The organism is Stanieria cyanosphaera PCC 7437 (assembly GCF_000317575.1).
Classification (GTDB): Bacteria; Cyanobacteriota; Cyanobacteriia; order Cyanobacteriales; family Xenococcaceae; genus Stanieria; species Stanieria cyanosphaera.
In genome coordinates this window covers 4,964,836-4,989,468 of sequence record NC_019748.1, presented here as the reverse complement: position 1 = coordinate 4,989,468, position 24,633 = coordinate 4,964,836, and the positions used below count along the sequence as shown (strand labels likewise).

Annotated in this window: 23 protein-coding genes and 1 tRNA gene; 20 read left to right on the top strand and 4 right to left on the bottom strand. The window is 34.9% G+C overall.

Annotation, left to right across the window (positions count from 1 at the left end; translation table 11 throughout):
• Positions 1-197 precede the first annotated feature (197 nt).
• Complete coding sequence (locus tag STA7437_RS21830; protein ID WP_015195563.1) at positions 198-770, top strand: hypothetical protein; 573 nt, start codon at positions 198-200, stop codon at positions 768-770.
• On the opposite strand, the gene STA7437_RS21825 is transcribed toward STA7437_RS21830, so the two are convergent.
• Both STA7437_RS21825 and STA7437_RS21820 read right to left on the bottom strand, forming a co-directional pair.
• Positions 729-1,520, bottom strand: a complete 792-nt coding sequence (locus STA7437_RS21825; protein ID WP_015195562.1) for a TrmH family RNA methyltransferase — start codon at positions 1,518-1,520, stop codon at positions 729-731. The two genes, STA7437_RS21830 and STA7437_RS21825, sit on opposite strands and share 42 nt — an antisense overlap.
• A gap of 57 nt (positions 1,521-1,577) precedes the next feature.
• A tRNA-Leu gene (locus STA7437_RS21820) sits at positions 1,578-1,662 on the bottom strand.
• A gap of 172 nt (positions 1,663-1,834) precedes the next feature.
• Between STA7437_RS21820 and murA the strand changes: the two genes are divergently transcribed.
• The 7 genes from murA to STA7437_RS21785 all read left to right on the top strand — a co-directional run bounded on the left by murA (position 1,835) and on the right by STA7437_RS21785 (position 5,704).
• Complete coding sequence (gene murA, locus STA7437_RS21815) at positions 1,835-3,169, top strand: UDP-N-acetylglucosamine 1-carboxyvinyltransferase (protein ID WP_216087070.1); 1,335 nt, start codon at positions 1,835-1,837, stop codon at positions 3,167-3,169.
• Between the two features lie 208 nt (positions 3,170-3,377).
• The gene (locus tag STA7437_RS21810) at positions 3,378-3,725 is read left to right on the top strand and encodes a rubredoxin (RefSeq protein WP_015195560.1); all 348 of its coding nucleotides are present in this window, start codon (positions 3,378-3,380) and stop codon (positions 3,723-3,725) included.
• Between the two features lie 182 nt (positions 3,726-3,907).
• Positions 3,908-4,903: a photosynthesis system II assembly factor Ycf48 gene (locus STA7437_RS21805; RefSeq protein ID WP_015195559.1), complete on the top strand. Its 996-nt coding sequence runs from the start codon at positions 3,908-3,910 to the stop codon at positions 4,901-4,903.
• Between the two features lie 96 nt (positions 4,904-4,999).
• Complete coding sequence (gene psbE / locus STA7437_RS21800) at positions 5,000-5,245, top strand: cytochrome b559 subunit alpha (RefSeq protein WP_015195558.1); 246 nt, start codon at positions 5,000-5,002, stop codon at positions 5,243-5,245.
• Positions 5,246-5,273: 28 nt separating this feature from the next.
• Entirely contained in the window at positions 5,274-5,408 is a 135-nt protein-coding gene (gene psbF / locus STA7437_RS21795) for a cytochrome b559 subunit beta (protein ID WP_015195557.1), read from the top strand.
• A gap of 8 nt (positions 5,409-5,416) precedes the next feature.
• Positions 5,417-5,536, top strand: a complete 120-nt coding sequence (locus STA7437_RS21790) for a photosystem II reaction center protein L (protein WP_015195556.1) — start codon at positions 5,417-5,419, stop codon at positions 5,534-5,536.
• A gap of 48 nt (positions 5,537-5,584) precedes the next feature.
• Complete coding sequence (locus tag STA7437_RS21785) at positions 5,585-5,704, top strand: photosystem II reaction center protein J (protein WP_015195555.1); 120 nt, start codon at positions 5,585-5,587, stop codon at positions 5,702-5,704.
• A 145-nt stretch (positions 5,705-5,849) separates the two neighbouring features.
• Here the strand turns inward: STA7437_RS21785 and STA7437_RS21780 are convergent, their stop codons facing one another.
• Entirely contained in the window at positions 5,850-6,503 is a 654-nt protein-coding gene (locus STA7437_RS21780; protein ID WP_015195554.1) for a helix-turn-helix domain-containing protein, read from the bottom strand.
• Between the two features lie 45 nt (positions 6,504-6,548).
• Entirely contained in the window at positions 6,549-6,812 is a 264-nt protein-coding gene (locus STA7437_RS21775; RefSeq protein WP_015195553.1) for a ParB N-terminal domain-containing protein, read from the bottom strand.
• 209 nt (positions 6,813-7,021) lie between these two features.
• Between STA7437_RS21775 and STA7437_RS21770 the strand changes: the two genes are divergently transcribed.
• The 12 genes from STA7437_RS21770 (at position 7,022) to STA7437_RS21715 (ending at position 24,604) form a co-directional block, all read left to right on the top strand.
• Positions 7,022-8,359 carry a response regulator gene (locus tag STA7437_RS21770; protein WP_015195552.1) on the top strand — a complete coding sequence of 446 codons (1,338 nt, stop codon included), beginning with the start codon at positions 7,022-7,024 and terminating at the stop codon, positions 8,357-8,359.
• A gap of 358 nt (positions 8,360-8,717) precedes the next feature.
• A complete protein-coding gene (locus STA7437_RS21765; protein ID WP_015195551.1) occupies positions 8,718-9,965 on the top strand; it encodes a response regulator in 1,248 nt (415 codons plus the stop codon).
• A 47-nt stretch (positions 9,966-10,012) separates the two neighbouring features.
• The gene (locus STA7437_RS21760; RefSeq protein WP_041620308.1) at positions 10,013-10,375 is read left to right on the top strand and encodes a response regulator; all 363 of its coding nucleotides are present in this window, start codon (positions 10,013-10,015) and stop codon (positions 10,373-10,375) included.
• Between the two features lie 190 nt (positions 10,376-10,565).
• A complete protein-coding gene (locus tag STA7437_RS21755) occupies positions 10,566-13,004 on the top strand; it encodes a methyl-accepting chemotaxis protein (RefSeq protein ID WP_015195549.1) in 2,439 nt (812 codons plus the stop codon).
• A gap of 56 nt (positions 13,005-13,060) precedes the next feature.
• Entirely contained in the window at positions 13,061-16,099 is a 3,039-nt protein-coding gene (locus STA7437_RS21750; RefSeq protein WP_015195548.1) for a hybrid sensor histidine kinase/response regulator, read from the top strand.
• A 16-nt stretch (positions 16,100-16,115) separates the two neighbouring features.
• The gene (locus tag STA7437_RS21745) at positions 16,116-16,604 is read left to right on the top strand and encodes a chemotaxis protein CheW (RefSeq protein ID WP_015195547.1); all 489 of its coding nucleotides are present in this window, start codon (positions 16,116-16,118) and stop codon (positions 16,602-16,604) included.
• Positions 16,605-16,643: 39 nt separating this feature from the next.
• Complete coding sequence (locus tag STA7437_RS25115; protein ID WP_015195546.1) at positions 16,644-19,115, top strand: methyl-accepting chemotaxis protein; 2,472 nt, start codon at positions 16,644-16,646, stop codon at positions 19,113-19,115.
• A gap of 26 nt (positions 19,116-19,141) precedes the next feature.
• Positions 19,142-19,663, top strand: a complete 522-nt coding sequence (locus STA7437_RS21735; protein ID WP_015195545.1) for a chemotaxis protein CheW — start codon at positions 19,142-19,144, stop codon at positions 19,661-19,663.
• A gap of 221 nt (positions 19,664-19,884) precedes the next feature.
• Entirely contained in the window at positions 19,885-21,087 is a 1,203-nt protein-coding gene (locus STA7437_RS21730; RefSeq protein ID WP_015195544.1) for a response regulator, read from the top strand.
• A gap of 82 nt (positions 21,088-21,169) precedes the next feature.
• Positions 21,170-21,535 carry a response regulator transcription factor gene (locus STA7437_RS21725; protein WP_015195543.1) on the top strand — a complete coding sequence of 122 codons (366 nt, stop codon included), beginning with the start codon at positions 21,170-21,172 and terminating at the stop codon, positions 21,533-21,535.
• A gap of 26 nt (positions 21,536-21,561) precedes the next feature.
• Positions 21,562-22,119, top strand: a complete 558-nt coding sequence (locus STA7437_RS21720) for a chemotaxis protein CheW (RefSeq protein WP_015195542.1) — start codon at positions 21,562-21,564, stop codon at positions 22,117-22,119.
• Positions 22,120-22,210: 91 nt separating this feature from the next.
• On the top strand, positions 22,211-24,604 hold the full coding sequence (locus STA7437_RS21715; RefSeq protein ID WP_015195541.1) for a methyl-accepting chemotaxis protein: 2,394 nt from the start codon (positions 22,211-22,213) through the stop codon (positions 24,602-24,604).
• Positions 24,605-24,633: the final 29 nt, after the last annotated feature.

The following is a 24,633-nucleotide window of genomic DNA, read 5'->3' as shown; positions in this document are numbered from 1 at the left end:
AAATAAATTATTTGTTTAGTTTTTACTGTGAGAAAAAGTGAGATATTTTGATCTATTAGGTTTTTATAGAATAAATTAAGCGATTTTGTAAATATTTATGAGCAAAAAGTAAATTTGGCATAAAATTCAAGATTTAAACCTAGTTAATATTTAGAAAGCCTCAAACTTTCCAAATTTTTATTTAACTAACTATATAAATGAACTTTGAAGAAGCACTAGTAATATTACAATCCTCTTTTGAACCAAAAGGTCTTAATGATCTTCAAGAGATGGTATTTTTGTATGCTTGGCAGGGAAAAACTTATGAAGAAATTGCTGTAATTTTGGACTATGATACAGATTATATTCGGCAGATCGGTTCTCTTTTATGGCGATCGCTTTCTCAAGCATTAAAAGAAAAAGTTACTAAAAAAAATTTTCGTTCTGTCTTAAAACGATACCAAGAAATCAGAGATAAACAAAAAGAACTAGATCTTTTTCTTAAATTGGAGCGAGGTTCTAAACCAGAAATCGCTATTGACTTAGGTAACCCATATACTATATCGATCTATTTTCCAATCTCAACTACTCAGACCAAAGCTAGACAGCAATTAGTTAACAACAATAGTGTTGCTGTAGCTAAACGAAAAGACGATTTACCTATTTTACCAGCAGATGAATTATTTTCATTTTTAGAAAAACTAGATGAAATTTATGCCAACAGCCTCCACAATACTAGTGATCTAAAATTAAAAAATATAACTTTGATGCTGTCGTTGAGCTTCGTATAATAATAAAGCACTCGTAATCGCCACGTTTAAAGATTCTACTTGATTACTCAAAGGAATTGTAACTTGACAATCTGCTAACCCAATCAATTCCTCGGATAATCCCGCCCCTTCATTACCAAGTAAAATAACTGTAGGGCGATGAAAATCTATTTCCCAATATGTCATTGTTGCTTGAGGTAAAGTTGCAATTATTTGATTACCCTGTTGTTTCAATTGCTTGATTTCCTCCGCCAGATTTTGACTGACTATCATCGGTAACTTAAACCATTCTCCTACCGACGCTCTTAATACTTTAGGATTATCAAAATCTACACTATCCTGACTCAACCAAATACCATCTACATTGGTTGCCACTGCTGTACGAATAATTGTCCCCAGGTTACCAGGATCTTGTAGCCTTTCCAATACTAACCCCAAACTGATTTTTTCTTGAGTTAGTCTCTGTGGTACTTTTCTGACTGCTGTTGCTACTATGCCATCAGGATTAATTGTAGTTGCGATCGCATCTAAAACTTCTGGAGAAACTAATTCTGTTTTTAGTGCTTGTTGAAAAATTTTCTGCCATAATTGCGGATGATTTTGTTGCCATTTAGGAGTACAACAAACTGTAATAAGCTCGTAATTTACCTGACAAGCTGCTGTAAGTAAATTAGTTCCTTCTAGTAGTAATAAATTTTGCTTTTGTCTTTCTCTACTACGATGAAGTTTACGAAGTTGCTTGATGAGGGGATTTTTAATACTAGTAAGCATTGCCTTGCCACCAACCCTTGACGAATCCTAGAAAACAAGGTGATACTTAGGTGCAAATGCGGAACCCGGGACTTGAACCCGGAAGTTCTAAACGAACACTAGAACCTGAATCTAGCGCGTCTACCAATTCCGCCAGTTCCGCAAAATATCTACACACAAATTACCATTATCATTTAGCCAACAAATTATGTCAAGAAAGCATTTAACAATTACATTCTCAATCATTCAATTAGTTTAGTTAATTTCAGGTAGAATCTAAACCAAATTTTTCTTATTTCTCAACTACTTAATTGTTTAATTTTTTCTCATTGAGTTTGGAGGATAAAGCCATTAACCTATCTCTAAAATTAACACAAACTCCACTTGTCTCAGCAGAAGACCAACCCCGATTAAAAATTGTTGGTAAAGCATCTCTGCAAGGAGAAGTAAAAATTAGTGGAGCCAAAAACTCTGCTTTGGTACTCATGGCAGGGTCATTGCTGTGTGAGGGAGATTCTCAACTCCATAATGTACCTGATCTAGTAGATATTAAGCGAATGAGCGAGCTTCTTAAAGCTCTAGGTGTAAAAATTGTTAAAAAAGACAATATCTTTGAGATTAACGCTACTGATATTGATCCCACTAAAGCTCCTTACGACATCGTATCCCAATTAAGAGCAAGTTTTTTTATTATTGGTCCTTTACTCAGTCGATTTGGTGTAGTTCGCATTCCCCTACCAGGAGGTTGTGCTATTGGAGCTAGACCGGTAGACCTCCACGTCCGAGGTTTACAAGCAATGGGAGCTAATGTTCGCATTGAGTCGGGAATTGTTCATGCCAATGTGGTTGGTAGAAATAGAAGACTTCAAGGAGCTAATATTTTTCTTGACTATCCTAGTGTTGGTGCTACCGAAACCATTATGATGGCAGCAACTCTAGCAGAAGGAGAAACCAAAATTGAAAATGCTGCACAAGAACCAGAAGTAGTCGATTTAGCTAACTTTTGTTGTCAAATGGGCGCAAAAATTAGCGGTGCAGGAACTAATACAATTATTATTTCTGGAGTTAAAAACTTATATCCTGTAAAATATAGTGTTATTCCCGATCGCATTGAAGCAGGAACATTCTTAGTCGCAGGAGCAATTACTCGTTCAGAAATATCCTTATATCCAGTCATTGCCGAACATTTAGCCCCAGTTATCGCCAAATTACAAGATATCGGTTGTCAAGTTATTGCTGAAGAAGCAGAACGTTTGCGAATTATTCCTGGGCAATTAAAAGCAACCGATCTTGAAACTCTGCCTTATCCAGGATTTCCTACCGATATGCAGGCACAATTCATGGCTTTACTTAGTATTAGTGAAGGCAATAGTGTCGTCAGTGAAACCGTTTTTGAAAATCGTCTTCGTCATGTTGCCGAGTTAAGTCGAATGGGTGCAGATATTCGAGTTAAAAGCAACCATGCTTTAATTCGGGGTGTTCCGTTTCTCTCTGGTGCGCCAGTCATGGCAAGCGATTTACGCGCCTCTGCTGCCTTGGTTTTAGCGGGATTAGCAGCCGAGGGAACAACTATTGTCTCGGGTTTACATCATCTCGACCGAGGCTATGACAATATCGAAGGAAAATTACGACAACTAGGAGCAACACTCGAACGAATTAATCCTACTTGAGAATAGGCTGGTTGGCTTGATCCTAGAAAAAAATCTCAACTGAAGATATGCTGAGAAATTGGGGAACTTAAGAACAGGGATAAAGGCAAAAATTCCTTGTTCCTAGTTCCCCGTCACTTTTATGCGATAATTCTTAATAGATATTTTAATATTTGTTTCAAATAGATAACTCTAGATATTGGGGTTTTTACCAAACCCACTCTTTTATATGAGCAATCCAGGTCAAGAAAAAACTTTAGCCGAGCAAGCTCCAGCTAGTTATGAATGCCGTTCTTGCGGTTATGTCTACGAGCCTGCTAAAGGAGATAATCAAACTAATATTTCTCCAGGTACTTTGTTTACAGATTTACCCGATACTTGGCGTTGTCCAGTATGTAAAGCGCGTAAAACTCAATTTGTCAACATTGGCGCTAAAGGAGCTCCATCTGGATTTGCAGAAAATCTCAACTATGGTTTTGGCGTAAATCGCCTAACTCCAGGTCAAAAGAATCTATTAATTTTTGGAGCATTAGCTCTAGGATTTTTATTCTTTATGAGTTTATACGCTCTTAATTAACTAGGTAAATATAAGCTTGCTTCTGTTTCTTTACTACTAAATAAAGTAAATTTATAGCTTTTCGCTCTTTTTTAGCCGAAATTTAGAAAGTAGAGGCACTTATGTTGACAATTTTGAGCTTAATTTAATAGTCAAACGAGAGCTTATCTTAATCGCTTCTCTTCACGAGTTATGGAATGTTTATGAGTTTATTTCTGAGAAGACTGAAACAAATCGCAATATTAATAACTATTTCTATACTTTGTCTTAGCTGTAGTGACCTTAATTCTGTAAGCTACAATCCTTGGCAAATTAAAACTTTACCGACAGAAGCTATTTTGTCCGATATTGCTTTTACTGACAATTCAAACCACGGTTGGCTAGTCGGAACTCAAGCTTCTTTGTTTGAAACAACCGACGGTGGCAATACTTGGCAACAAAAAGTTTTAAATTTAGAAGACGAAAAAGTTTCCTTTTCAGCAATTAGTTTTGCTGGAGAAGAAGGATGGATTGTAGGAAAGCCTTCTATCTTATTACATACTGAAGATGGTGGGACAACTTGGTCACGAATTCCTCTAAGCTCTAAACTACCTGGCGCACCTGATGGAATTGTGGCATTAGGCACTGCTTCAGCAGAAATGGTCACCGATTTAGGAGCAATTTACAAAACTACTGATGGCGGGAAAACCTGGAAAGCTTTAGTTGAAGGAGCAGTAGGGGTAGCACGACATATTAATCGCTCTGCTGATGGTAAATATGTAGCCGTTTCTGCCAGAGGAAACTTTTATTCTACTTGGGAACCAGGTCAAACCGAATGGACTCCCCATCAACGTACCTCTTCCCGTCGTCTCCAAAACATGGGTTTTAATTCCGATGATAGTTTGTGGCTCTTAGCTCGTGGCGGACAAATTCAATTTAGTGAACCTGAAGATTTTGAAGCTTGGCAAGAACCAATTTATCCTGAATTTTCTACCAGTTGGGGATTACTAGATATTGCCTATCGTAATCCTGAAGAGATTTGGGTAGCTGGAGGAAGTGGTAATTTACTTGCCAGTTTTGATGCTGGTAAAACTTGGCAAAAAGATCGAGAAGTAGAAGAAGTTCCTTCAAATTTCTATAAAGTAGTATTTTTGTCTCCTGAACAAGGATTTGTCCTTGGAGAAAGAGGAGTTTTGCTTAAATACGAACCCACTACCTAAAGTAGTTTAAAATCTAACTTCAATAGTTAAGAAACTAATCGGTTTCTAATCATGTAAACTATCTTGTAAAACTCTAATTGAGGAGAAGTCAAATTAATGGCAGGTACAACTGGAGAGCGTCCGTTTTCAGATATTATTACTAGCATTCGTTATTGGGTAATTCATAGTATTACTATCCCAATGTTATTCATTGCAGGATGGTTGTTTGTTAGTACTGGGCTTGCTTATGATGTTTTCGGTACTCCCCGTCCTAATGAATACTTTACTCAAGACCGTTTAGAATTACCCATTATTAACGATCGCTATAGTGCTAGCGAACAAATTAAGGAATTTAACCAATAGATTGTTGAGAAAAAATTAGTAAAAAACTATGACTAGTAATAATCCTAACCAACCAGTTTCTTACCCTATTTTTACCGTTAGATGGTTAGCGGTTCATACTTTAGCTGTTCCCACCGTTTTCTTTTTAGGTGCGATCGCAGCAATGCAATTTATTCACAGATAGGAGAATCAATGGAAAGAAATACTAATCCCAATCGACAACCAGTTGAACTTAATCGCACTTCTCTTTATTTAGGATTATTGCTGATTGCTGTTCTTGGTCTTTTATTCTCCAGTTATTTCTTTAATTAATTGGATTTAATGATTTAATTATTTAACAGCAATTAGGAGGAAAAAATTATGTTTGCAGAAGGAAGAATTCCTTTGTGGATTGTCGCCACAGTGGCAGGTTTAGGTGTAATTACCGTAGTTGGCATCTTTTTCTATGGTGCTTATGCTGGTGTAGGTTCTGCAATGTAAACTTTGCTTAGAAACTACTTTTGGATGATTTTTTTTGTAAAAAAACCGCCGGTTAATACTTCGGTTGGATTAGGCGAGGCTTCTTCTCCCTCCTCCAAAGTCAAATCTTAAACTGGCGGTATTTTTTCGCTGATTAATCAGATTTTTATTCCAAAGGACTAACTCTAGCTCGATATAATAATTTATCTCTTTGTTTATAACCAACGTAACGAACTTTAACCATTTCTCCTGGTTGCGCCGAACCTTTCATTAATTCATGCCAAATTGGATCATAAGGCAATTCTTCTCCGACAGATGCGATCGCTTCAATCCCCCATTGTTGTAATAAATGCTCGACTGGCTTAACTAATGGTAATAATTTTTCTGCTGATAGTTGAGGATTTTTGTGTACTGCTACTGCTGCTGTCGGCCATTGTAATAACCAAGATTCTAAAGTTTGGATGCTTTCCTGTTGAAATTCTTGATAGAGAAGTTCTTGCTGTCTCGAGAGTTGTTGTTGTAATTTTTGATATTCTTGTTGTAAGTTGACTAAATCTGGTTCCGGTTGAGCTAAAACATCAGTTAAATTGGATTGCTCAACAAAAGTTTCAATCAGTTTATTGAGCGGTAGTTTTAAGGTTGTAGCAATTTTTAAAAGTGTTTCTAGCTGCATTTTGGTGATTAAACCATATTGAAGTCTATTTAACTGCCAAATAGAAACACCAGAAAGACGACTTAGTTCTTCTACATCAGCAATATTTGCCTGAGTCATTAAATGTTGAAGTAACTCATGATTTTTTTGATATAAAAATTCACTCATGGTAATCTTCAATTGATTTATTATTCCATAACTAGTTTTTGAGTATTAAGCTAAATGTCTTTGTAAAACCGAACGAGGAGCTTGACGTACTCGACATTTAATCGTTTCTTTGCCTAGGCGTTGATGAGCTTCAAAACGATGACAACCAGAAAAACCGTAATATTTTCCTTCTACTTCTAAAACATCAATTGGTTCTTTTAAACCAATCGAGGCGATCGATTCCATTAATTGTTCCACTTTATGGGAATCAGTTTGCCGTGGTAAAGGTCGATAGATTTGCTTCAACGGGATATTTTTGATCTGAACCATTTTTGCCTATTTGATAATTCTTCCCAAAAAATCATACTCATTATGAGTTTGATTATACAGTCAAGACAGAAAATAAGACAATTTTTCTGTGAAAAAGCCAACCAAAAAAATAGCTTTGTAAGATGAGTTGGTAGTAAATAACATGAAAAAAACTGGAATCAAGTCTTTTTTGAACTCACTGTTTAATCAAATTGTCAATATTTTTTCCTATGTTAAAATCGTCGTTATTCTACAATCGAGTTGAGGCAAAACTTAACAATGGAGCAATGGTAACCATGAATAGCGATCAAACTCCATCTTTAGTTTCAATCGAAGAGTTTGTAGCCTCAAAACAGATTCGATTGTTTCAAGGCTTAAAACAAAATGGCTATAGCGGTCAGCTTGTTTTTAGAGATGAGCAACAACAAGAATGGATATTTTATCTTTATTGGGGAAGAATTGTTTACGTTACAGGAGGAACACATACTGTTAGAAGATGGCGCAGACATCTGGCAGTCAATTTTCCTCATTTAGCTCATCAATTATCTGAAGAATTAAAGTATTTTGACGAATTAAAAACCAAAGAAATTGAAATTACTTGGGATTATGATCTACTAGGGTTGTGGGTAGAAAAAGGTAAGGCTCATCGAGAAACTGCTCTAAAAATGATTCGGTCAATCACCACAGAAGTTTTTTTTGATATTACTCAAGCAGGAGACATAACTTACCATCTGAACCCACGCGAACAAACTTTATCTAACAGTTCGATTCGGGGGACAGCCCCTCAGCAATTTGCCATGATTGATTCTGAGCAACAAATTATTGAAGCTTGGAAAATTTGGCAAGTATGGCAAGAAGCTAATTTAGGAGAACGTTCTCCTAATCTTGCTCCAATCATTATAAATTTGGAAAAATTAGAAGAAAATACTTCACCAAAAACTTTTCAAGCACTAACTCGACTTATAGATGGAAAACATTCTTTAAGAGATATTGCTGTTCAAAAACAAACTGATGTTCTGTTACTGACTCGTTCACTTGCTCCTTATCTGCAATTAGGATTATTAGATTTGGTGCCAATATCAGATTTGACTATTCCTATTGCCATCTCTACATCGAAAATCGCTCCTCAAGACCAATTGTTACAAAATCCATTATCAAACACAACTCCAGACAATCATAATACTTTAATTGCCTTAGTCGATCACAATCTGGTTGTTTGTCAGCTTCTGGAAAAAATAGTCACTACAGCAGGCTATAATTTCATCTGTGAACATAATCCAATGAACGCGATCGCACTTTTTTTAGAACGTAAACCAGACTTAATCTTGATCGATTGGAATATTCCAGAAGTTAATGGCTACGAATTGTGCGCTCAATTGCGTCAATTATCTTGTTTTCAAAATGTGCCGATTATTGTTTTTTGTCAAAACGTTAATTTGATTGATCGAGTCAAAGCTAAAATGGTAGGCTGCTCAGAGCTATTTAATCAAGCGATCGAAGCTAAGTCAATTATCGATTTGATTAAGAAACATCTTACTCCAACAACCGCTATCAACTCTGTGAACTAGGGTTTCTTTTTCTCAATTGCCATAATTTTTAAACTCATCAACAAAAAAATTTTCATTATTTTGTAGTATTTAAAACTACTTAAACGATGTTTTAAACAAGACAAAAATTGCATTTAGAAATGAAATGATGTTATTTATCTGCAATTTTGGGGAACTATAATTAATGTCACTATCTAATAAATTCTATTTCGTCACTGTTAAATAGTAATAATTTTAATTTTGTGAGGGGCTTGTACGCCCCGTCAACTCGTTTAATTACTTATATTTTTAATTATTAATATATTTTAAATCTAACTAACTTATTGATTAAGTATTAAATATTGTCTGGTCATCAAGACCTGTTGAGGATAACTCACTTATGAATCAATTTTCTTCTCAAGCTATTAATAACAAAACAGATTCAATCAATATTTATCCTATCGATTCGCTAGCAGAATTATCAAATAATCAAGCTAATGGCTATTTAAAAGTAATAAATGATAATTCAATTTATTGGATTTATCTTCATCAAGGAAAAATATCGTATGCAAGTAATTCCATCGATCCTTTTGAAAGACTAGAGCGTCATTTACGTCGTTTAAGTCACGAAGCGACTACTTTAAAAAATGAGGTACGTTCTTCATTACGTTTGTCTTTTGAAACAGAAATTGAAACTTCTGCTGCATTACCTCCAGATTATCAATCAATTTGCTGGTTAATCGAGCAAAAATATCTGACTGAAGAATATGCAAATATTTTAATTGATAGATTAATCAAAGAAGTTTTTGATTCTTATATTTTATTACCTAATAATTGCCAAAATGAATTTAATAAAAATAATAAATTTACCCCAATTTTTTGTTCATTTGAGCTATCTACTTTAATTGAAGATACATCAAAAAAGCTCAAAATCTGGCAAAGTTTTACTCCTCATATTTCTTCTTTATATCAACGTCCATATTTTTTTAGTAAACCAGATGCTACAGTTGAACAACAAAAAATTGGTAAAATTCTTCGAGGATTTAATTTTCGTCAATTATCAGCTATACTCAACCAAGATGAACTGATGTTGGTTAAAAAATTTTATCCTTTAATTGCTAATAAAAATATTATCTTAAGAGATCCACAACCACCTTTTGATCAAATACCAAAGTTTTCTCAAGAAAATTTAGCAATTATTAGCAGATCTTTGTCACAACAAACTATTAGTGATGCAGATGAAATTAACATACCAGATTTACCAAATAATGCTCTTTCCCAAAAACAATGGAAAATAGTTTGCATAGATGATAGTCCAACCATTCTTAATGAAATTACTAGATTTTTGGAGCGAGACGACTTTTCAGTTTTTCCTATTACAGAACCATTAAAAGCCTTAATGAAAATTATTAGAATTCAACCAGATTTAATTTTGTTAGATGTAGGAATGCCCAATATTGATGGTTATAAGTTATGCTCTTTGATTAGAAAATATTCAGCCTTTAAAGACACACCAATTGTAATGGTTACTGGTAATAAAGGATTAATAGATCGAGCTAAAGCCAGAATGGCAGGAGCGACTGATTATATGACCAAACCTTTTACTCAATCAGACTTGCTGAATATGGTTTTTAGGTATTTAACTTAAAAAAAGTCATTTCTATTCTAATAGTTTTTATGGAGTTTATACAAAAAATGAGTACTGTTTTAGTTGTTGATGATACCCCTTCTACTAGAGAATTAATTTGTGGATATTTACGTAAAGCTGGCTATCAGGTTATTGAAGCTAATAATGGCAAAGAGGCTATGGAAAAAGCTTTAGCACATAATCCCGATTTGGTTATTACTGATGTAGTCATGCCAGAGATGAATGGTTTCGAGCTTTGTCGCAGTCTGAAAAAAAATCCTACTACTCAAAATTTACGTATTGTAGTTTGTACTTCTAAAAATCAGGATATTGATCGCTTATGGGGAATGAAACAAGGGGCCGATATTTATTTAACTAAACCTTTTACTGAAACAGAAATTATGGAAGCTATTCAATCAATTAATATCTAATTAAGTAAATTATATTTGAAATGTGCTGCGTTAAAAAAAAATTAACGCATTATATTTAGAATTTTTATTTTTTTATTTGTTGAGATGGAGAAGTTAGTTGTTATTAAATTATTTTCAATGCGTTCTTGTTTTAACTTTCAAAATTAACCTTGAAAATTTTAGTAATTATCGAGTTGTTTTGTATTAATTTATGACTCAGAATAATTCTCAGCCCAATCAAAAAAAACACAAACAAACTAATTTTACTAAAAATCTTGATTTATTTAAAATTGTAACTCAATCTGAAAGTAATCTTAGTTTTTATTTACTTAGAACAGTAATTACCGTAGCTTTACTGCCTTTAATAATTGTTAGTAGTATTGCTTATCAAATAATTCATCAATCTGCCGAAGAAAGGATTAATCAGCAGTTGATAGAACATTCTTTGTTAACCAGTCAAATGACCGATGAATTATTAACTAATGCATTAAATAGTTTAAACGCGATCGCAGAAAATCCTTATGTAATTAGTTCAGTTTTGGCTGCGGAAGAAAAAATAAGAATAGATAATTTATTCCAACTGAACATTAAAGAACTAGAAGAACGTTTTGCTGCTACTAAGTTACTGCAAACCAATCAAATTTTTAATGATTACTTAAAAAGCACGGCAAAAAATAATGGCTTTGGTGAAATTTTTATTACGGAAAAAAATGGTTTTAATGTTGCTTATAGTAAATCCACTTCTGATTTTGTTCAAAGAGACGAAAGTTGGTGGCAGTTAGCTAATTCCCAAAATAAATTTATAGGTGAATCAAGCTTTGACGAATCGGCTAATAGTTTTAGTTTTCCTTTAGTTCATAGTATTCGTGAACCAAAATCAGGAAAATTTTTAGGAGTAATTAAAGCAGTTTTACCATTCCAAGCTTTTAATCAAATCGAGGCTTATTTAAAATATATTGGTCTTAATAATACAGAGCAAATTCAAATTATAGATACTAGTACCCAAAAAGTAATTAAAACTATTAGTAAAAGTGCCACAACAGAGCAACAACAACCAAACTTAATTGGTGGTGAAGAAATTGCTACAGTTGCAACTTTTATAAAAGATGGAACTAGAAAAAATTTAAGTAGTACAGAAATTATTAATCAATTACCAAATCGTAGTAAGCTACAAAAATTATCAATCAAAGAATTTGGTCAAGCCAAGGAAAAAAATTTTTTTATTATTTCTTTTCTTTATCAAGAGCAAGTTTATCAATTACTACCTATTCCTAATAGTAATTTAGTTGGGATTGTTTCAATAAATAATGAAGAAATAGTAAGTGCTGGGAACGAAATAATTGGAGTTTTTCTTTTAATCGCTATGCTTTTGTTGTTAGGTACAACTGTGATCATTATTCTGCTTGCCCGTCAAATTGCTTCTCCAATTAAAGATTTAGTCGATAAAGCAGAACAAGTAGCAGCAGGAGACTTGAATATTATTGCCGAGCCTCAAGGTACAATTGAAACGAGAACTTTAGCATTTAGTTTTAACAACTTAGTTACTCAAGTAAAACAGTTACTCTCACAACAAAATGAATCTCTTCAAGAATTAGAACAAGCTCGCCAACAAGCAGAATTATTTGCTCATCAACAGCAAGAAAAAAATGAAAATTTACAACAAGAACTATTAGAATTGTTGGGAGATGTAGATGGTGCAGCTAGTGGCGATTTAACTGTTCGTTCTCGGATTAATGAAGGAGAAATAGGTATCGTTGCAGACTTTTTTAATGCCATTATTGAAAGTTTACGAGAAGTAGTTAGTCAAGTTAAACAAGCTGCGACAAAAGTGAATACTTCGATTGGTAAAGATCAAGGTGCAATTGAGCTACTTGCTGAAGAAGCCCTTCAACAAACAGAAAAGATTGGTAAAACCTTAATGTCTGTCGAACAAATGACTCGTTCAATTCAACAAGTAGCAGACAATGCCCAAACGGCAGCACAAGTTACTCAACTTGCTGCAACCAAGGCAGAAACAGGTGGGGCAAGTATGGAACGCACTGTTAGCAGTATTTTACAACTGCGCCAAACCATTGACGAAACAGCCGAAAAAGTTAAAAGCTTAGGAGATGCTTCTCAACAGATTTCACGGGTTATTTCTTTAATCAATCAAATTGCTATGCAAACCAACCTTCTTGCGATTAATGCCAGTATTGAAGCAGCTAGAGCAGGCGCAGAAGGAAAAGGTTTTGCTGTAGTTGCTGAAGAAGTCGGAGAATTAGCTACTCAGTCTGCCCAAGCAACCAAAGAGGTAGAAAAAATTCTCGCCAAAATTCAAAAAGAAACTGCGCAAGTAGTTGAAGCGATGGCAATTGGTACTACTCAGGTAGTCGAAGGTACTCGTTTAGCGGAAGATACTAAACAAAGTTTAGAACAGATTGTTCAAATATCTCGACAAATTGACGAATTAGTGCAATCGATTTCTAGTGCTACTGTTTCTCAAGCTGAAACTTCGCAAACTGTCGCCCAATTAATGGAACAGGTAGCTCGGGTATCAGATCATACTTCTACAGCCTCTCGACAAGTTTCTTCTTCTCTAGAAAACACAGTAGCGATCGCTAGACAACTACAAGCGTCTGTAAATACATTCAAGACTGGAAACGATGAATGAAGTTCTAGTAGCTAGAAAGTGGACTAAACCTTAGCTTAATTAACGACAGGGTAGATATGTCAGACGATAAAGAACTTCAGGTACGACTTCAATTTCTCGAAGAAGCACAAGAATATTTAGACACAATGGAGTCGGGATTATTGGGATTAGCTGCGGGAAAGGTTAATTCCCAGACAATGGATGGGGTTTTACGAGCAGCCCATTCCATTAAAGGTGGTGCAGCAATGATGGGCTTCCAACAGTTGAGTCATTTAGCACATCGCCTTGAAGACTTTTTTAAAATACTCAAAGTCGGAAAAAAAGAAGTAGTCGACAGCAACTTAGAAAGCTTATTATTATCTACTGTTGATTTTCTTCGTCAAATAATTGCCGTTAATCGTAAGCAACAAAATCCTGAGCAACATTGGCTAGAACAAACAGTTAATCCGATTTTTGAACAGTTACATCAACGTTTAGGCGATCCTCAACCAGAAGATGCTGCTGCTCTCCTCTCTGCTGAAATGGGAGAAGATATGAGTACTCTCATCTTTGAGACAGAAGTAGAAGAACTTTTGCAAAAATTAGAAAACAGTTTTGAATCTCCAGCTACAACTAACTTATTAGAAGAATTACTTTTAGCTGCTCAAGAACTTCAAGGTTTAAGCGAAATACTTGATTTGCCAGCTTTTGGGGAACTGTGTCAATCAGTCATTGATCAGATTGAAGCTAATCCAGAACAGTTATTAGAAATTGCTCAAATTGCTCTGCAAGAATGGAGGCGATCGCAAGCATTAGTTTTAATTGGTCAAATAGAAGTTTTGCCTAATCGATTAGAACTCAATTCATTGAGTAATTTTGAATTTTCGACAGTAGATACAGATAGTTTTAACCTAACTGAGTCTGAATTTTTTGGCGAAGAATTACCTAATTCTACTTTTATTCATTCTTTATTAAATACTAATAATTTAGAACAAGAGGCGTTAGAGCTATTTTCTTCTTTAGATGATCTAACTCCCGACGAACCACTCGAATCTTTTTCACCAGCTACCCTTCAATCTACCACCAAATTTGTTTCTCGACCTTCGGAAGAATCAATACCAGTTCAAAATAATTTTGTTTCATCCTCATCCTCGCCAGAAATTCAACCCCAAGAAAGTGTCAGCGATCAAACTATTCGGGTTTCGGTTAAACAACTAGAACAGTTAAGCGATCTGTTTGGGGAAGTTATTATCGAAAGAAATGGTTTAGATTTAAGACTCAAAAGTTTACGTCATCTAATCCTCTTACTTACCCAAAGAATTAAAAATCTCGAACAATCGAACTTTAAATTAAGAATTGCCTACGATAAAGTCGCTACCGAAGCGGTGATGACTCAAATTGTCAAAAATTCTGCTATTGATTTGTTTGCCACCAATATTGTCAACACTAATTTATCCAACTCTTCAACTATTACTATCAATCCTCTTCAACGACAAGACTTTGATAGCCTTGAAATGGATAGCTACAGCGATATCCATCTTTTATCCCAAGAAGTGATGGAAACTGTAGTTCAAATTCAAGAGGTAACCAAAGACCTTGAAATTAGTCTAGAAGAAACTCAAAAGAATGCCCGCGACCTCAACCGTACTACTAAACAAATGCAAGGCGCAATCAATCAAGTTAGGATGCGACCTATTGCCGACTTGTTAGGACGATTTCCTCGCGCTTTACGCGATATGGAAATGCAGTATGGCAAAAAAGTAGAACTCAAAATACGTGGTGCTTCTACTTTAATTGACCGTTCAATCCTCGAAGCTCTTAACGATCCTCTGTTACATCTATTTCGTAATGCTTTCGATCATGGCATTGAAGAACCAGCCAAACGTCGCGCTAACAATAAATCTGAACGAGGAGTAATTACTATTAGTGCTAGCCATCGAGGTAATCAAACTGTTATTAGTATTAGTGATGATGGACAAGGAATCGATCTCGAAAAAATTAAAACCAAAGCTATTTCCATCGGAGTTAGTCCAGAAGATTTGACTAGAGCTAAACCAGAAGATTTATTAGAGCTTATTTTTGAGCCTGGATTTAGTACAGCCGAGCAAATAACAGATCTTTCTGGTCGAGGAGTAGGGATGGATGTAGTCCGAACCAATCTCGAACAAGTTAATGGCAAAATCAACGTCAATACTAGTTTTGGGGTTGGTACAACCTTTACTATTACTGTACCTTTTACCCTCTCTGTAGTGCGGGTTTTATTAGTTGAAAGTAACGGAATGTTGTTAGCTTTGCCTACCAACGTAGTCGAAGAAATGATTGTACTCCAACCCGAAATGGTGCTACAAGCTGCTGGACAAGAAGTGCTTAATTGGGACGGATTTATTGTGCGTTTAATTCGTTTACATCAATGGCTTAATCTTTCTTCTTCTGGTTACTCAGCTAATAACGAGGTTGATGATCTTCCTGCTATTGATGAACCGACAATTTTAATGATTGCTCAAGGTAACGATTTAGTAGGTATTTTGGTTGACCGTTATTGGCAAGAACAAGAAGTTACCATTCGTCAGGTGGAAGGAAATATTCCTTTACCGCGAGGTTTTACTGGTTGTACTATTTTGGGAAATGGTCGAGTTGTGCCTCTGATTGACGCGATCGCTCTTATTGGTTGGATTGATAACGACCGCCATGTTCAAGGAAAGTCTTTACTTTCATCTCATTCTGCTGGCAATTTTCCAGAAGAAATACCTTCAACTACCGCTTCTAGGAAAAAGACAATTATGGTAGTTGATGATTCGATTAATGTTCGTCGCTTCTTGGCAATGACTCTAGAAAAAGCTAATTATCGGGTTGAACAAGCTAAAGACGGACAAGATGCACTAGAAAAACTTAAAACGGGAGCCAAAATAGATGCAGTAATTTCTGATATTGAAATGCCTCGTCTTGATGGTTTTGGTTTCCTAAGTCGAATTAAATCTGAGCCTAATCACAAGCATCTTCCCATTATCATGTTGACTTCTCGTAGCGGGGACAAACATCGAAAATTGGCAATGAGTTTAGGAGCAAAATCCTATTTTAGTAAACCTTTTAAAGAACAAGAATTACTTAAAACTCTAGAAGAAATAACAAGGGTTTAATCAACCATAAATAACAATGCAGACTTTTAACTTAACAGAATCATTATCAGAATCAATTCCACAACCTTATTTGCGTCTCCAATTAACACGAGATCTTAACGCAGTTTTACCAATGAAAAATGCTCAAGAAGTACTAATGGTATCTACTCGGAGGATTACAGCTATACCTAATATGCCTGATTGCGTTGTTGGTTTGCTCAATCAACGTAGCCGAGTGTTTTGGGTAGTTGATTTACCACAAATGCTTGAAATGCCAGCAATTGAGCGAAATTTACAACAATATCATCTGGCAATTATCCAGGCAGCTAATGTATCTCTAGGATTAATTGTCAAAGATATTAAAGGAGTAATGCGTTTAACAATTGAAGAAATTCAATCTCCTATTGGCAATGTTTCTCCTGGTTTAATCCCTTATCTTCAAGGTTGTTCTTTGCAGCAAAACGAAATTGTATTAGTACTTGATGCCGAAGCAATTGTAAATTCTCCAATCTTACATCAAAACTAACTAATGACTTACTTTTTAGTTTAATTTAAATTTATTATTATGGTTAACCAACACAACAATTTTTTATCTTTATCTGAGCAACCCAAATTTAGTTTTTTATTTAATAATTTAGTTCAAAGATGGAATAATTTAAAGTTTAGTAATAAATTAATTTTAATGTTAATCGGTAGTATTACTCTACCAATTATTAGCATAACTCAAATTAACATCTGGAATGCACAAAAACTTGCTGTTCAGGATTTAGAAAAAGTTTTACAGTTAGAATTAAAATTTTTAAACCAAACCATCTCAGTAGAACAAAATAACATCGCTAAAAACGCAATTATTTTAGATAAAACAGTAGAACAAAGTGAGATTAATCTTAATCAGATTGAAAAACAAACTACCGAATTAAACAAACTAAATCAAATTATTGCTTCCGTTAAAGAACTAGATCCTAACCGAAGTTTTTATTTAATTACTGATGCCCAAGGAAAAACGGTTGCTCAATATATTCAAATTATTGATGAAGATTTTTCTACTTATTCCTCCTTACCATCTGAAGAAAAATCCCTCATAACAAAATTTCGTTCAGTTTCTCCGTCAACAGGAATTAAACTAGACGAGTTGCCAATCGTCAAACAAACTCTTAATCAAAAACGTTCTTTATCAGGATTAGAATTATTACCAGAAAAATTATTACAGCAATTAGGACTAGCAGAACAGGCAAATATTGGTTTGCGCCAACAAAAGATAGAAGGTTTACCAGAGGCTAAAAAACCATTTCCTGAAGAAACATATAACACTGAGCAAGGCAAAACAGGCTTTGTTATGTTGGCAGTAGAACCAATTCAAGTCAATAATCAGTTAATCGGAACGGCTATTGTTGGTACTTTATTAAATCGTAACTATGAGCTAGTAGACCGACTCAAACAAAATACAGGTGTTTCTACAGCTACTATTTTTGCTCAAGATTGGCGCGTCTCCACTAATGTTCCTTATACAGATAAACAAACTAGAGCGATTGGAACAAGAGTTTCTCGGGAAGTAGCGGATCGAGTTTTAAATCAGACACAAGATTTTCTTGGTGCTGCTAATATCATTGGGATTGATTATATTACGGGTTACAGTCCTCTATACGACCATCAAAAACTACTTAACCCTCAACAAGCTAAACCCGTTGGCATAGCCTATGTGGGAGAGCCAAAAACTGAGCTTAACCAAAGATTAATGAATATCGCTTTGACAGGCTATGGTGTTGCAGGTACAATTTTACTTCTAATCACTATTATTTTAATTCCCATCACCAAATCTTTTTCAGATTCTCTACAACGGTTAGCTAAATTTGTTCAACGAGTAAGTAGTGGAGAACAAGGTCTACGATTAAATAATATTCAGCGACAAGATGAAATAGGAATTCTCTCTCAGGAAATTAATGCAATGATCATTAATTTAGAAAATAGTAGAGAACAAGAACAATTATTAGCACAAAGTAGACAACAACAAGCCGAAACGGAAAGAGAAAACCAAAAACAACAAAATGAAGCTCTCCAACAAGAACTATTACAATTTATAACAGACATTGAAGGCGTATCTGACGGTAATTTAACTGTTAGAGCTAATATTACTGAAGGTGCGATCGGAATTGCTGCGGATTTTTTCAACTCAATTATAGAAAGTTTACGAGATATTGTTACGCGGGTACAAGAAGCTACTAATAACGTAAATACTTCTGTAAGCGTTAACGAAGATGCAATTCGTCAAGTAACAGAAGAAACAATTCAACAAACTCATCAAATTAACGAAACTCTCAATTCAGTAGCAGAAATGACTCGCTCGATTCAAGTAGTAGCCAATAGCGCCCAACAAGCTGCTGAAGTTTCCCGTGATGCTTCGACTTCTGCTACCATCGGTGGAGAAGCGATTGAACAAACAGTACAAAGTATTTTACAGCTAAGAGAAACTGTCGCAGCTACAGCCAAGAAAGTCAAAAGATTAGGCGAATCTTCTCAAGAAATTTCTAAAGTAGTTTCTTTAATTAACCAAATTGCCATGCAAACCAACCTGCTTGCGATCAATGCTTCAATTGAAGCTTCTCGTGCAGGAGAAGAAGGAAGAGGTTTTGCAGTGGTAGCAGAAGAAGTAGGGGAACTAGCAACTAAATCTGCTGAAGCTACTAAAGAAATTGAAGAAATTGTTGAAAGCATTCAAGAAGAAACCGCAGAAGTAGTAGCAGCAATGGAAATTGGTACTGCTCAGGTAGTTGAAGGAACACGTTTAGTAGAAAATACGAAACAAAGTCTTGAGCAAATTGTTCAAGTTTCCCGTCAAATTGACGAATTACTTCAATCAATTTCTAGTGCTACAGTGTCTCAAGTTCAAACTTCTCAAACAGTTACTCAACTAATGGAAAAAATTGCTGAGATTTCTCAACGTACTTCTAGTGCTTCTAATAATGTGTCTTCTTCTTTAGAAGAAACGGTTAAAATTGCTCAACAGTTACAAGCATCTGTTGGTACTTTTAAAGTTTAATAATTAGTTTTTTAATTTAATTATATATGGCTATTTTTTCTACTCTACGCTCTCGACGTTTTGCCAACAAACAACAAGAAGTTACCCAACAAATGATTACTTTTCGCTTACGTCGGGAATGGTTTGCTTTACCAATTTTAACAATTCAAAAAGTGGTTCTTTTGGGTGAAGTTTATGGTGACCCTCACAAAACAGGTATTAGTATCACGAAATACGAAGATAAAGAAATATTAGTAATTGATGTTGGTCAAAGAATTTTTAATAACGCTCCAGAACTAGAACTTTTTTCAGAAAAAACTGAGTCAGAATTATCTTTATCAGATTTGCAACAAAGAAGATATCTAATTATTTTGTATAGTCAAAAACAAGATTTAATTGGATTACCAATTGATTCTCAACCAATCATGCGCTATGTGACTCAATCAGCTTTTAAAGCTTTACCAGAAAATTATCTAATTCAAGGTAATATTCAAGGTGTTAGTTCTCAAATTATTGATTTACCAGACCATCCTCCTATTTTTATTCTTGAAACTTCCCAATTAATTTAACTAACAGCAATTAATCATGGTTAATAATTAATTATTGAAACACAATTAATAAAGCTTTTTTAAAATCAATTTTTTAAACTAATTTGACTCTTTAAAATATCTTGGATTATCTATTAAAATTTATTAATTTAGCAAATTGTTGATTCTCAGATAGTTTTCGGGAACTCTAAAACTAAAGGAGCAAAATTTCCTGTAATTGTTTATCGGAAAGGAAACTAGTAATGACGACTGCCAAGGATGGAATTAGTCATACTCGTATTCAGATTCAACAATTTACTCTAGCTAAACAAACCGAGTTATTTGAATCGTTAAAACGAGCTAAATTTAGCGGTCAACTATTAATTAGTGATTCTCAAAGTACAACTTGGATTGTTTACTTTTATCTTGGTCGTATTATGTATGCTGCTGGGGGTAAACACTCAGTAAGAAGATGGAGAAGGCATTTATTTGCCTATTGTCCTGAAAAGCTAAATCATTTATCTGAAATTCAAGCAGAATTAAATAGTTTATCTTTAGAAGAAAGTAGAATTTCTTGGGAATATCAACTTTTATCTTTATGGATTGCTCAAAATAAAGTTACTCGCGAACAAGCTGATAATGTAATTAAAGCCACTGTTCTGGAAATTTTATTTGATATCAATCAAGCATTACAAATATCTGCTGAAATCATTAAAGACAATCTTTTATCTACGAGATTAACCTTAATTGATGCAGAAGAGTTAATGAGTGAAGCTTATCGGCTTTGGGAAGCTTGGCAAAACGCCAAACTAAGCGATCGCTCTCCTGATCTAGCACCAATAATTCGTCAACCAGAAGCTTTAAAACAAAAAACCTCTGCTCAAGTTTATCAAAATCTGATTCAACTACTAGACGGGCAGCAAACTTTACGGGATCTCAGTGTTCGCATGAAGCGGGATCTTGTCACTGTGACTCGCTCTTTGTTGCCTTATGTGCAATCTGAATTAGTACAATTGGTTTCGGTTGATGATATTCCACCACCAGTTTCCATTCCTCCTTTAGCCCACAAAATATCTAATTTAGTTACTCCTCGTCGCACCTTAGTTGCTTGTATTGATGATAGCCCTAGTATTTGCCAAACGATGGAAAAAGTGATTACTGAAGCAGGTTATCAGTTTCTATCAGAAACGAATGGTTTGAGAGCGATCGCGGTACTTTTAAATCGTAAACCCGATGTAATTTTTTTAGATTTGATTATGCCTAATACGAATGGCTATGAAATCTGCACTCAATTACGCAAATTATCTTGTTTTAAAACTACTCCAATTATCATTCTGACTGGTAATGACGGACTGATAGACCGAGTAAGAGCAAAAATGGTTGGTTCTACTGACTTTCTTAATAAACCAGTAGATAAAGATTTAGTTTTGGGAGTTATCGATAAATATCTCAATCAAAAAGTCTAGCTCAAACGTTACTTTAAATTCCTTTCAGGGAACTATAGATAATATCTATTCGCTTAATTAATTGCTGATTGAGGTGATTGCAATGGGACACGCCCTAATCGTTGATGATTCTGCTACGGAAAGAGCTATTTTAACCAGTTGTCTTGAACAAATGGGTATTTCTGTTTTAATCGCTACTAGTGGAGAAGAAGCCTTAGAAAAGATTCAACAAGCTCTTCCAGATCTGATTGTTTTAGATATTGTTTTACCCGGACGTAGTGGTTTTGAAATTTGTCGAGAACTTAAAGGAGAAACCAATACAAGTAAAATCCCGATTATTTTGTGTTCAACTAAAGGAACTGAAATGGATAAATTTTGGGGCAAAAAACAGGGCGCAGATGCCTATATACCTAAACCAGTAGATCAAGAAGAGTTGGTGCGCACAGTTAGAGCATTAATTCAAAGTTAAAATCAAAAATTAAGGCAAAAATTGTCGTGTCAGATTTTACCAGTAATCAAAATTTATTATTTTCTGATTCAGAGGCTATGCCTCATCAAGCTAAACAGCAGCAATTTTTGAAATTTTATCTTGAACCTGACACCAAAATTATGCTCCCTGTCGAGCAAATCACTGAAGTTCTCAAAATTGATCTCATTCAAATTATTCCAATTCCCGAAATGCCCGCTTGGGTTATGGGAGTTCATAATTGGCGGGGTGAAATTCTTTGGATGCTTGATTTAGGTAATTTAATTGGATTGAATGCTTGGTACGAACAAGAAAATACTACTCCTAATTGTACCGCGATCGTTTTGTCTACCAAAACAACTGAGCAAATTAAGGAACAACAGAGCGAAAAAACTAGCTTGGGATTAGTTGTTACTAGAGTAGAAGATATTGAATGGTGTAATCCTGATTTGGTTCAATCTCCTCCTGGTGCTGCAATTACTACTGAAATAGCACCATTTTTGCGAGGTTATTGGCTCAGAGAAGATGGCGAAATGATTTTAACTCTCGATGGCAATGCTATTTTAGCTGCTATGTTTAAAATTTAATTTTTTTTGTTATTACTAACTCTTACTTTCTATAGTTTTTTCTAACTTAAGTTATTTAACGCGATCGCTTATTTTATTTACCATTTTGATTATGACTCAAATTCCTCCTCGATTTAATAATGAGGTAGATTCACTTTTTTCTAACTCAATCAATTACTCAAAATATAGTCAAGTAAAAAAAAATTATCATGCTTGGCTCAAGCAATTTTATAATCTTTCTATTAATCGGAAAACAAGTTTAATTCCTTGGTTAAGTTTTGCTGCTTTGGCTTTAGTTTTGGGTATTGGAACAATCATTCTTCGTCAAAGTTTACAAGCTCAATTATTTCAACAAGCTCAATTAGGAACAAAAACAATTGAAGCTTTAATTCCAGAAGATTTTGTGAATGGAAAATCTCAAATTGTTAAAAATGTAGTCGGTGCTTTTAATGACAATGATACTTATAGTGCAATTTACTTGCGTCAATCTACTGGAGAATTTATTTTAGCTAGTTCTCTTACCAAAACTAATCAATCTTTAATTGCTGAGAATTTATTACTAAATCGAGTCAGCAAACAACCAAAACAAATTCTTACTCAAATAGGTAAAGTAAACAATCAAAAATATGCTTTGGCTGCCAAAGCTATTACCAATTTTAAGGGTGAAATAGTAGGAGTAATCGTCTATGGTAGTTCAACCAATGAGATTAATAGTATTCTTTGGCGCAGTATTTTAATTCAATTAATTTTAGCTTTAATAGTAATAATTTTACTATTGTTATTTACTAGAATTTTAGCTAGCGCGATCGCAATTCCGATTCAACAATTACAGCAAGTTACTCAAGATTTTTCTGAAGGTAATCTTAAAGCTAGAGCTACTGTTGGAACTACTGATGAAATTGGTTTGCTTGCTAGTACTTTCAATATCCTAGCTGATTCGATTGAAACAAACGAAGAAAAATTAAGACAAGAGGCTCAAAGCTCTCGTATTTTAAAGGAAATAGCTGTTCGCATCGCTCAAGTTTTCCAATTGAAAGAAATTTTTCAAATAGCGGTTACAGAGAGTCAAGTAGCATTAGCAGCAGATCGAGTAATCTATTATCAGTTTGATGATGATTGGCAAGGGAAAGTTGTTGCTGAAGCAGTTGCAGCAGGATATCCCGAAATTAAAGGAAGCGGTCTTAACGATCCTTGTTTTGCCGAACAATATGCACAACAATATCAAAATGGTCGCATTCAAACTATCGCTAATCTTGATCAAGCAGATTTAAGCGATTGTTATTTACAAATGTTAGCACCTTTTGCTGTTCGAGCGGTGATGACTGTTGGTGTAGTAACTGGTGAGAAATTGATTGGTTTGTTGATTGCTCATCAATGTGCTGAACCTAGAACGTGGCAAGAGCAAGATATTGATTTGTTAGTGCAAGTTGCTAGTCAAATTAGTAATGCATTTGAGCGAGTAAAATTACTTCAGCAGCAACAAATCGCTCAAGATCGAGAACGAAAAGCAAAAGAAGAACTACAACAAAGAGCTTTAGAATTATTAATGGAAGTAGATCCCGTTAGTAGAGGGGATTTGACGATCCGCGCTCAAGTCAAAGAAGACGAAATTGGCACGATCGCTGACTCTTATAATGCTACGATTGAAAGTCTACGGAAGTTAGTAACTAAAGTTAAAACTGCTGCTCAACAAGTTGCTACTACTACTAGTACTAAAGAAATATTTATTCAAGAGCTATCTGCTGGCGCGTCTGCTCAAACCAAAGAAATTAATACTGCTCTAGAACGAATTAAAACTATGACAGCATCAATCCAAGCAGTAGCAGCTAATGCTGAAGCTGCCGAAGCTGCGGTTCGACAGGCAACTGCTACGGTTGAGACGGGAGATCAGATTATGAACCGAACTGTTGATGGATTTGTGGCAATTCGGGAAACAGTAGCTGAAACTGCCAAAAAAGTAAAACGTTTAGGGGAATCTTCGCAAAAAATCTCCAAAGTAGTCAACTTAATTGGTAACTTTGCCGATCAAACTAATTTACTTGCTCTCAATGCTTCTATTGAAGCTGCTCATGCTGGAGAAGAAGGAAGAGGTTTTGCAGTAGTAGCAGAAGAAGTGCGATCGCTTGCTCGTCAATCGGCAGAAGCAACGGCAGAAATTGAAACTTTGGTGGCAGCAATTCAAGCAGAAACGAATGAAGTAGTGGCAGCGATGGAAGCAGGTACTGAACAAGTAGTGACGGGAACTAAATTAATTGATGAAACTCGGATGTCTTTGAATCAAATTACTACGGTTAGTCATCAAATAAATCAATTAGTTAATGCGATCGCTCAAGCTACTATCGAACAATCAAAAGACTCTGAAGTAGTGAGTCAAACAATGTCACAAGTGGCAACGGTTTCGGAACAAACCGAGATTGAAGCGATCCAAGTATCAAACTTATTCAAAGAATTATTAACTGTAGCTCAAGAGTTACAAGAAAGTGTTAGTAAATTCAAAGTTAACTAGCTATTAATATTCTGAGCTTAATTGTCAAA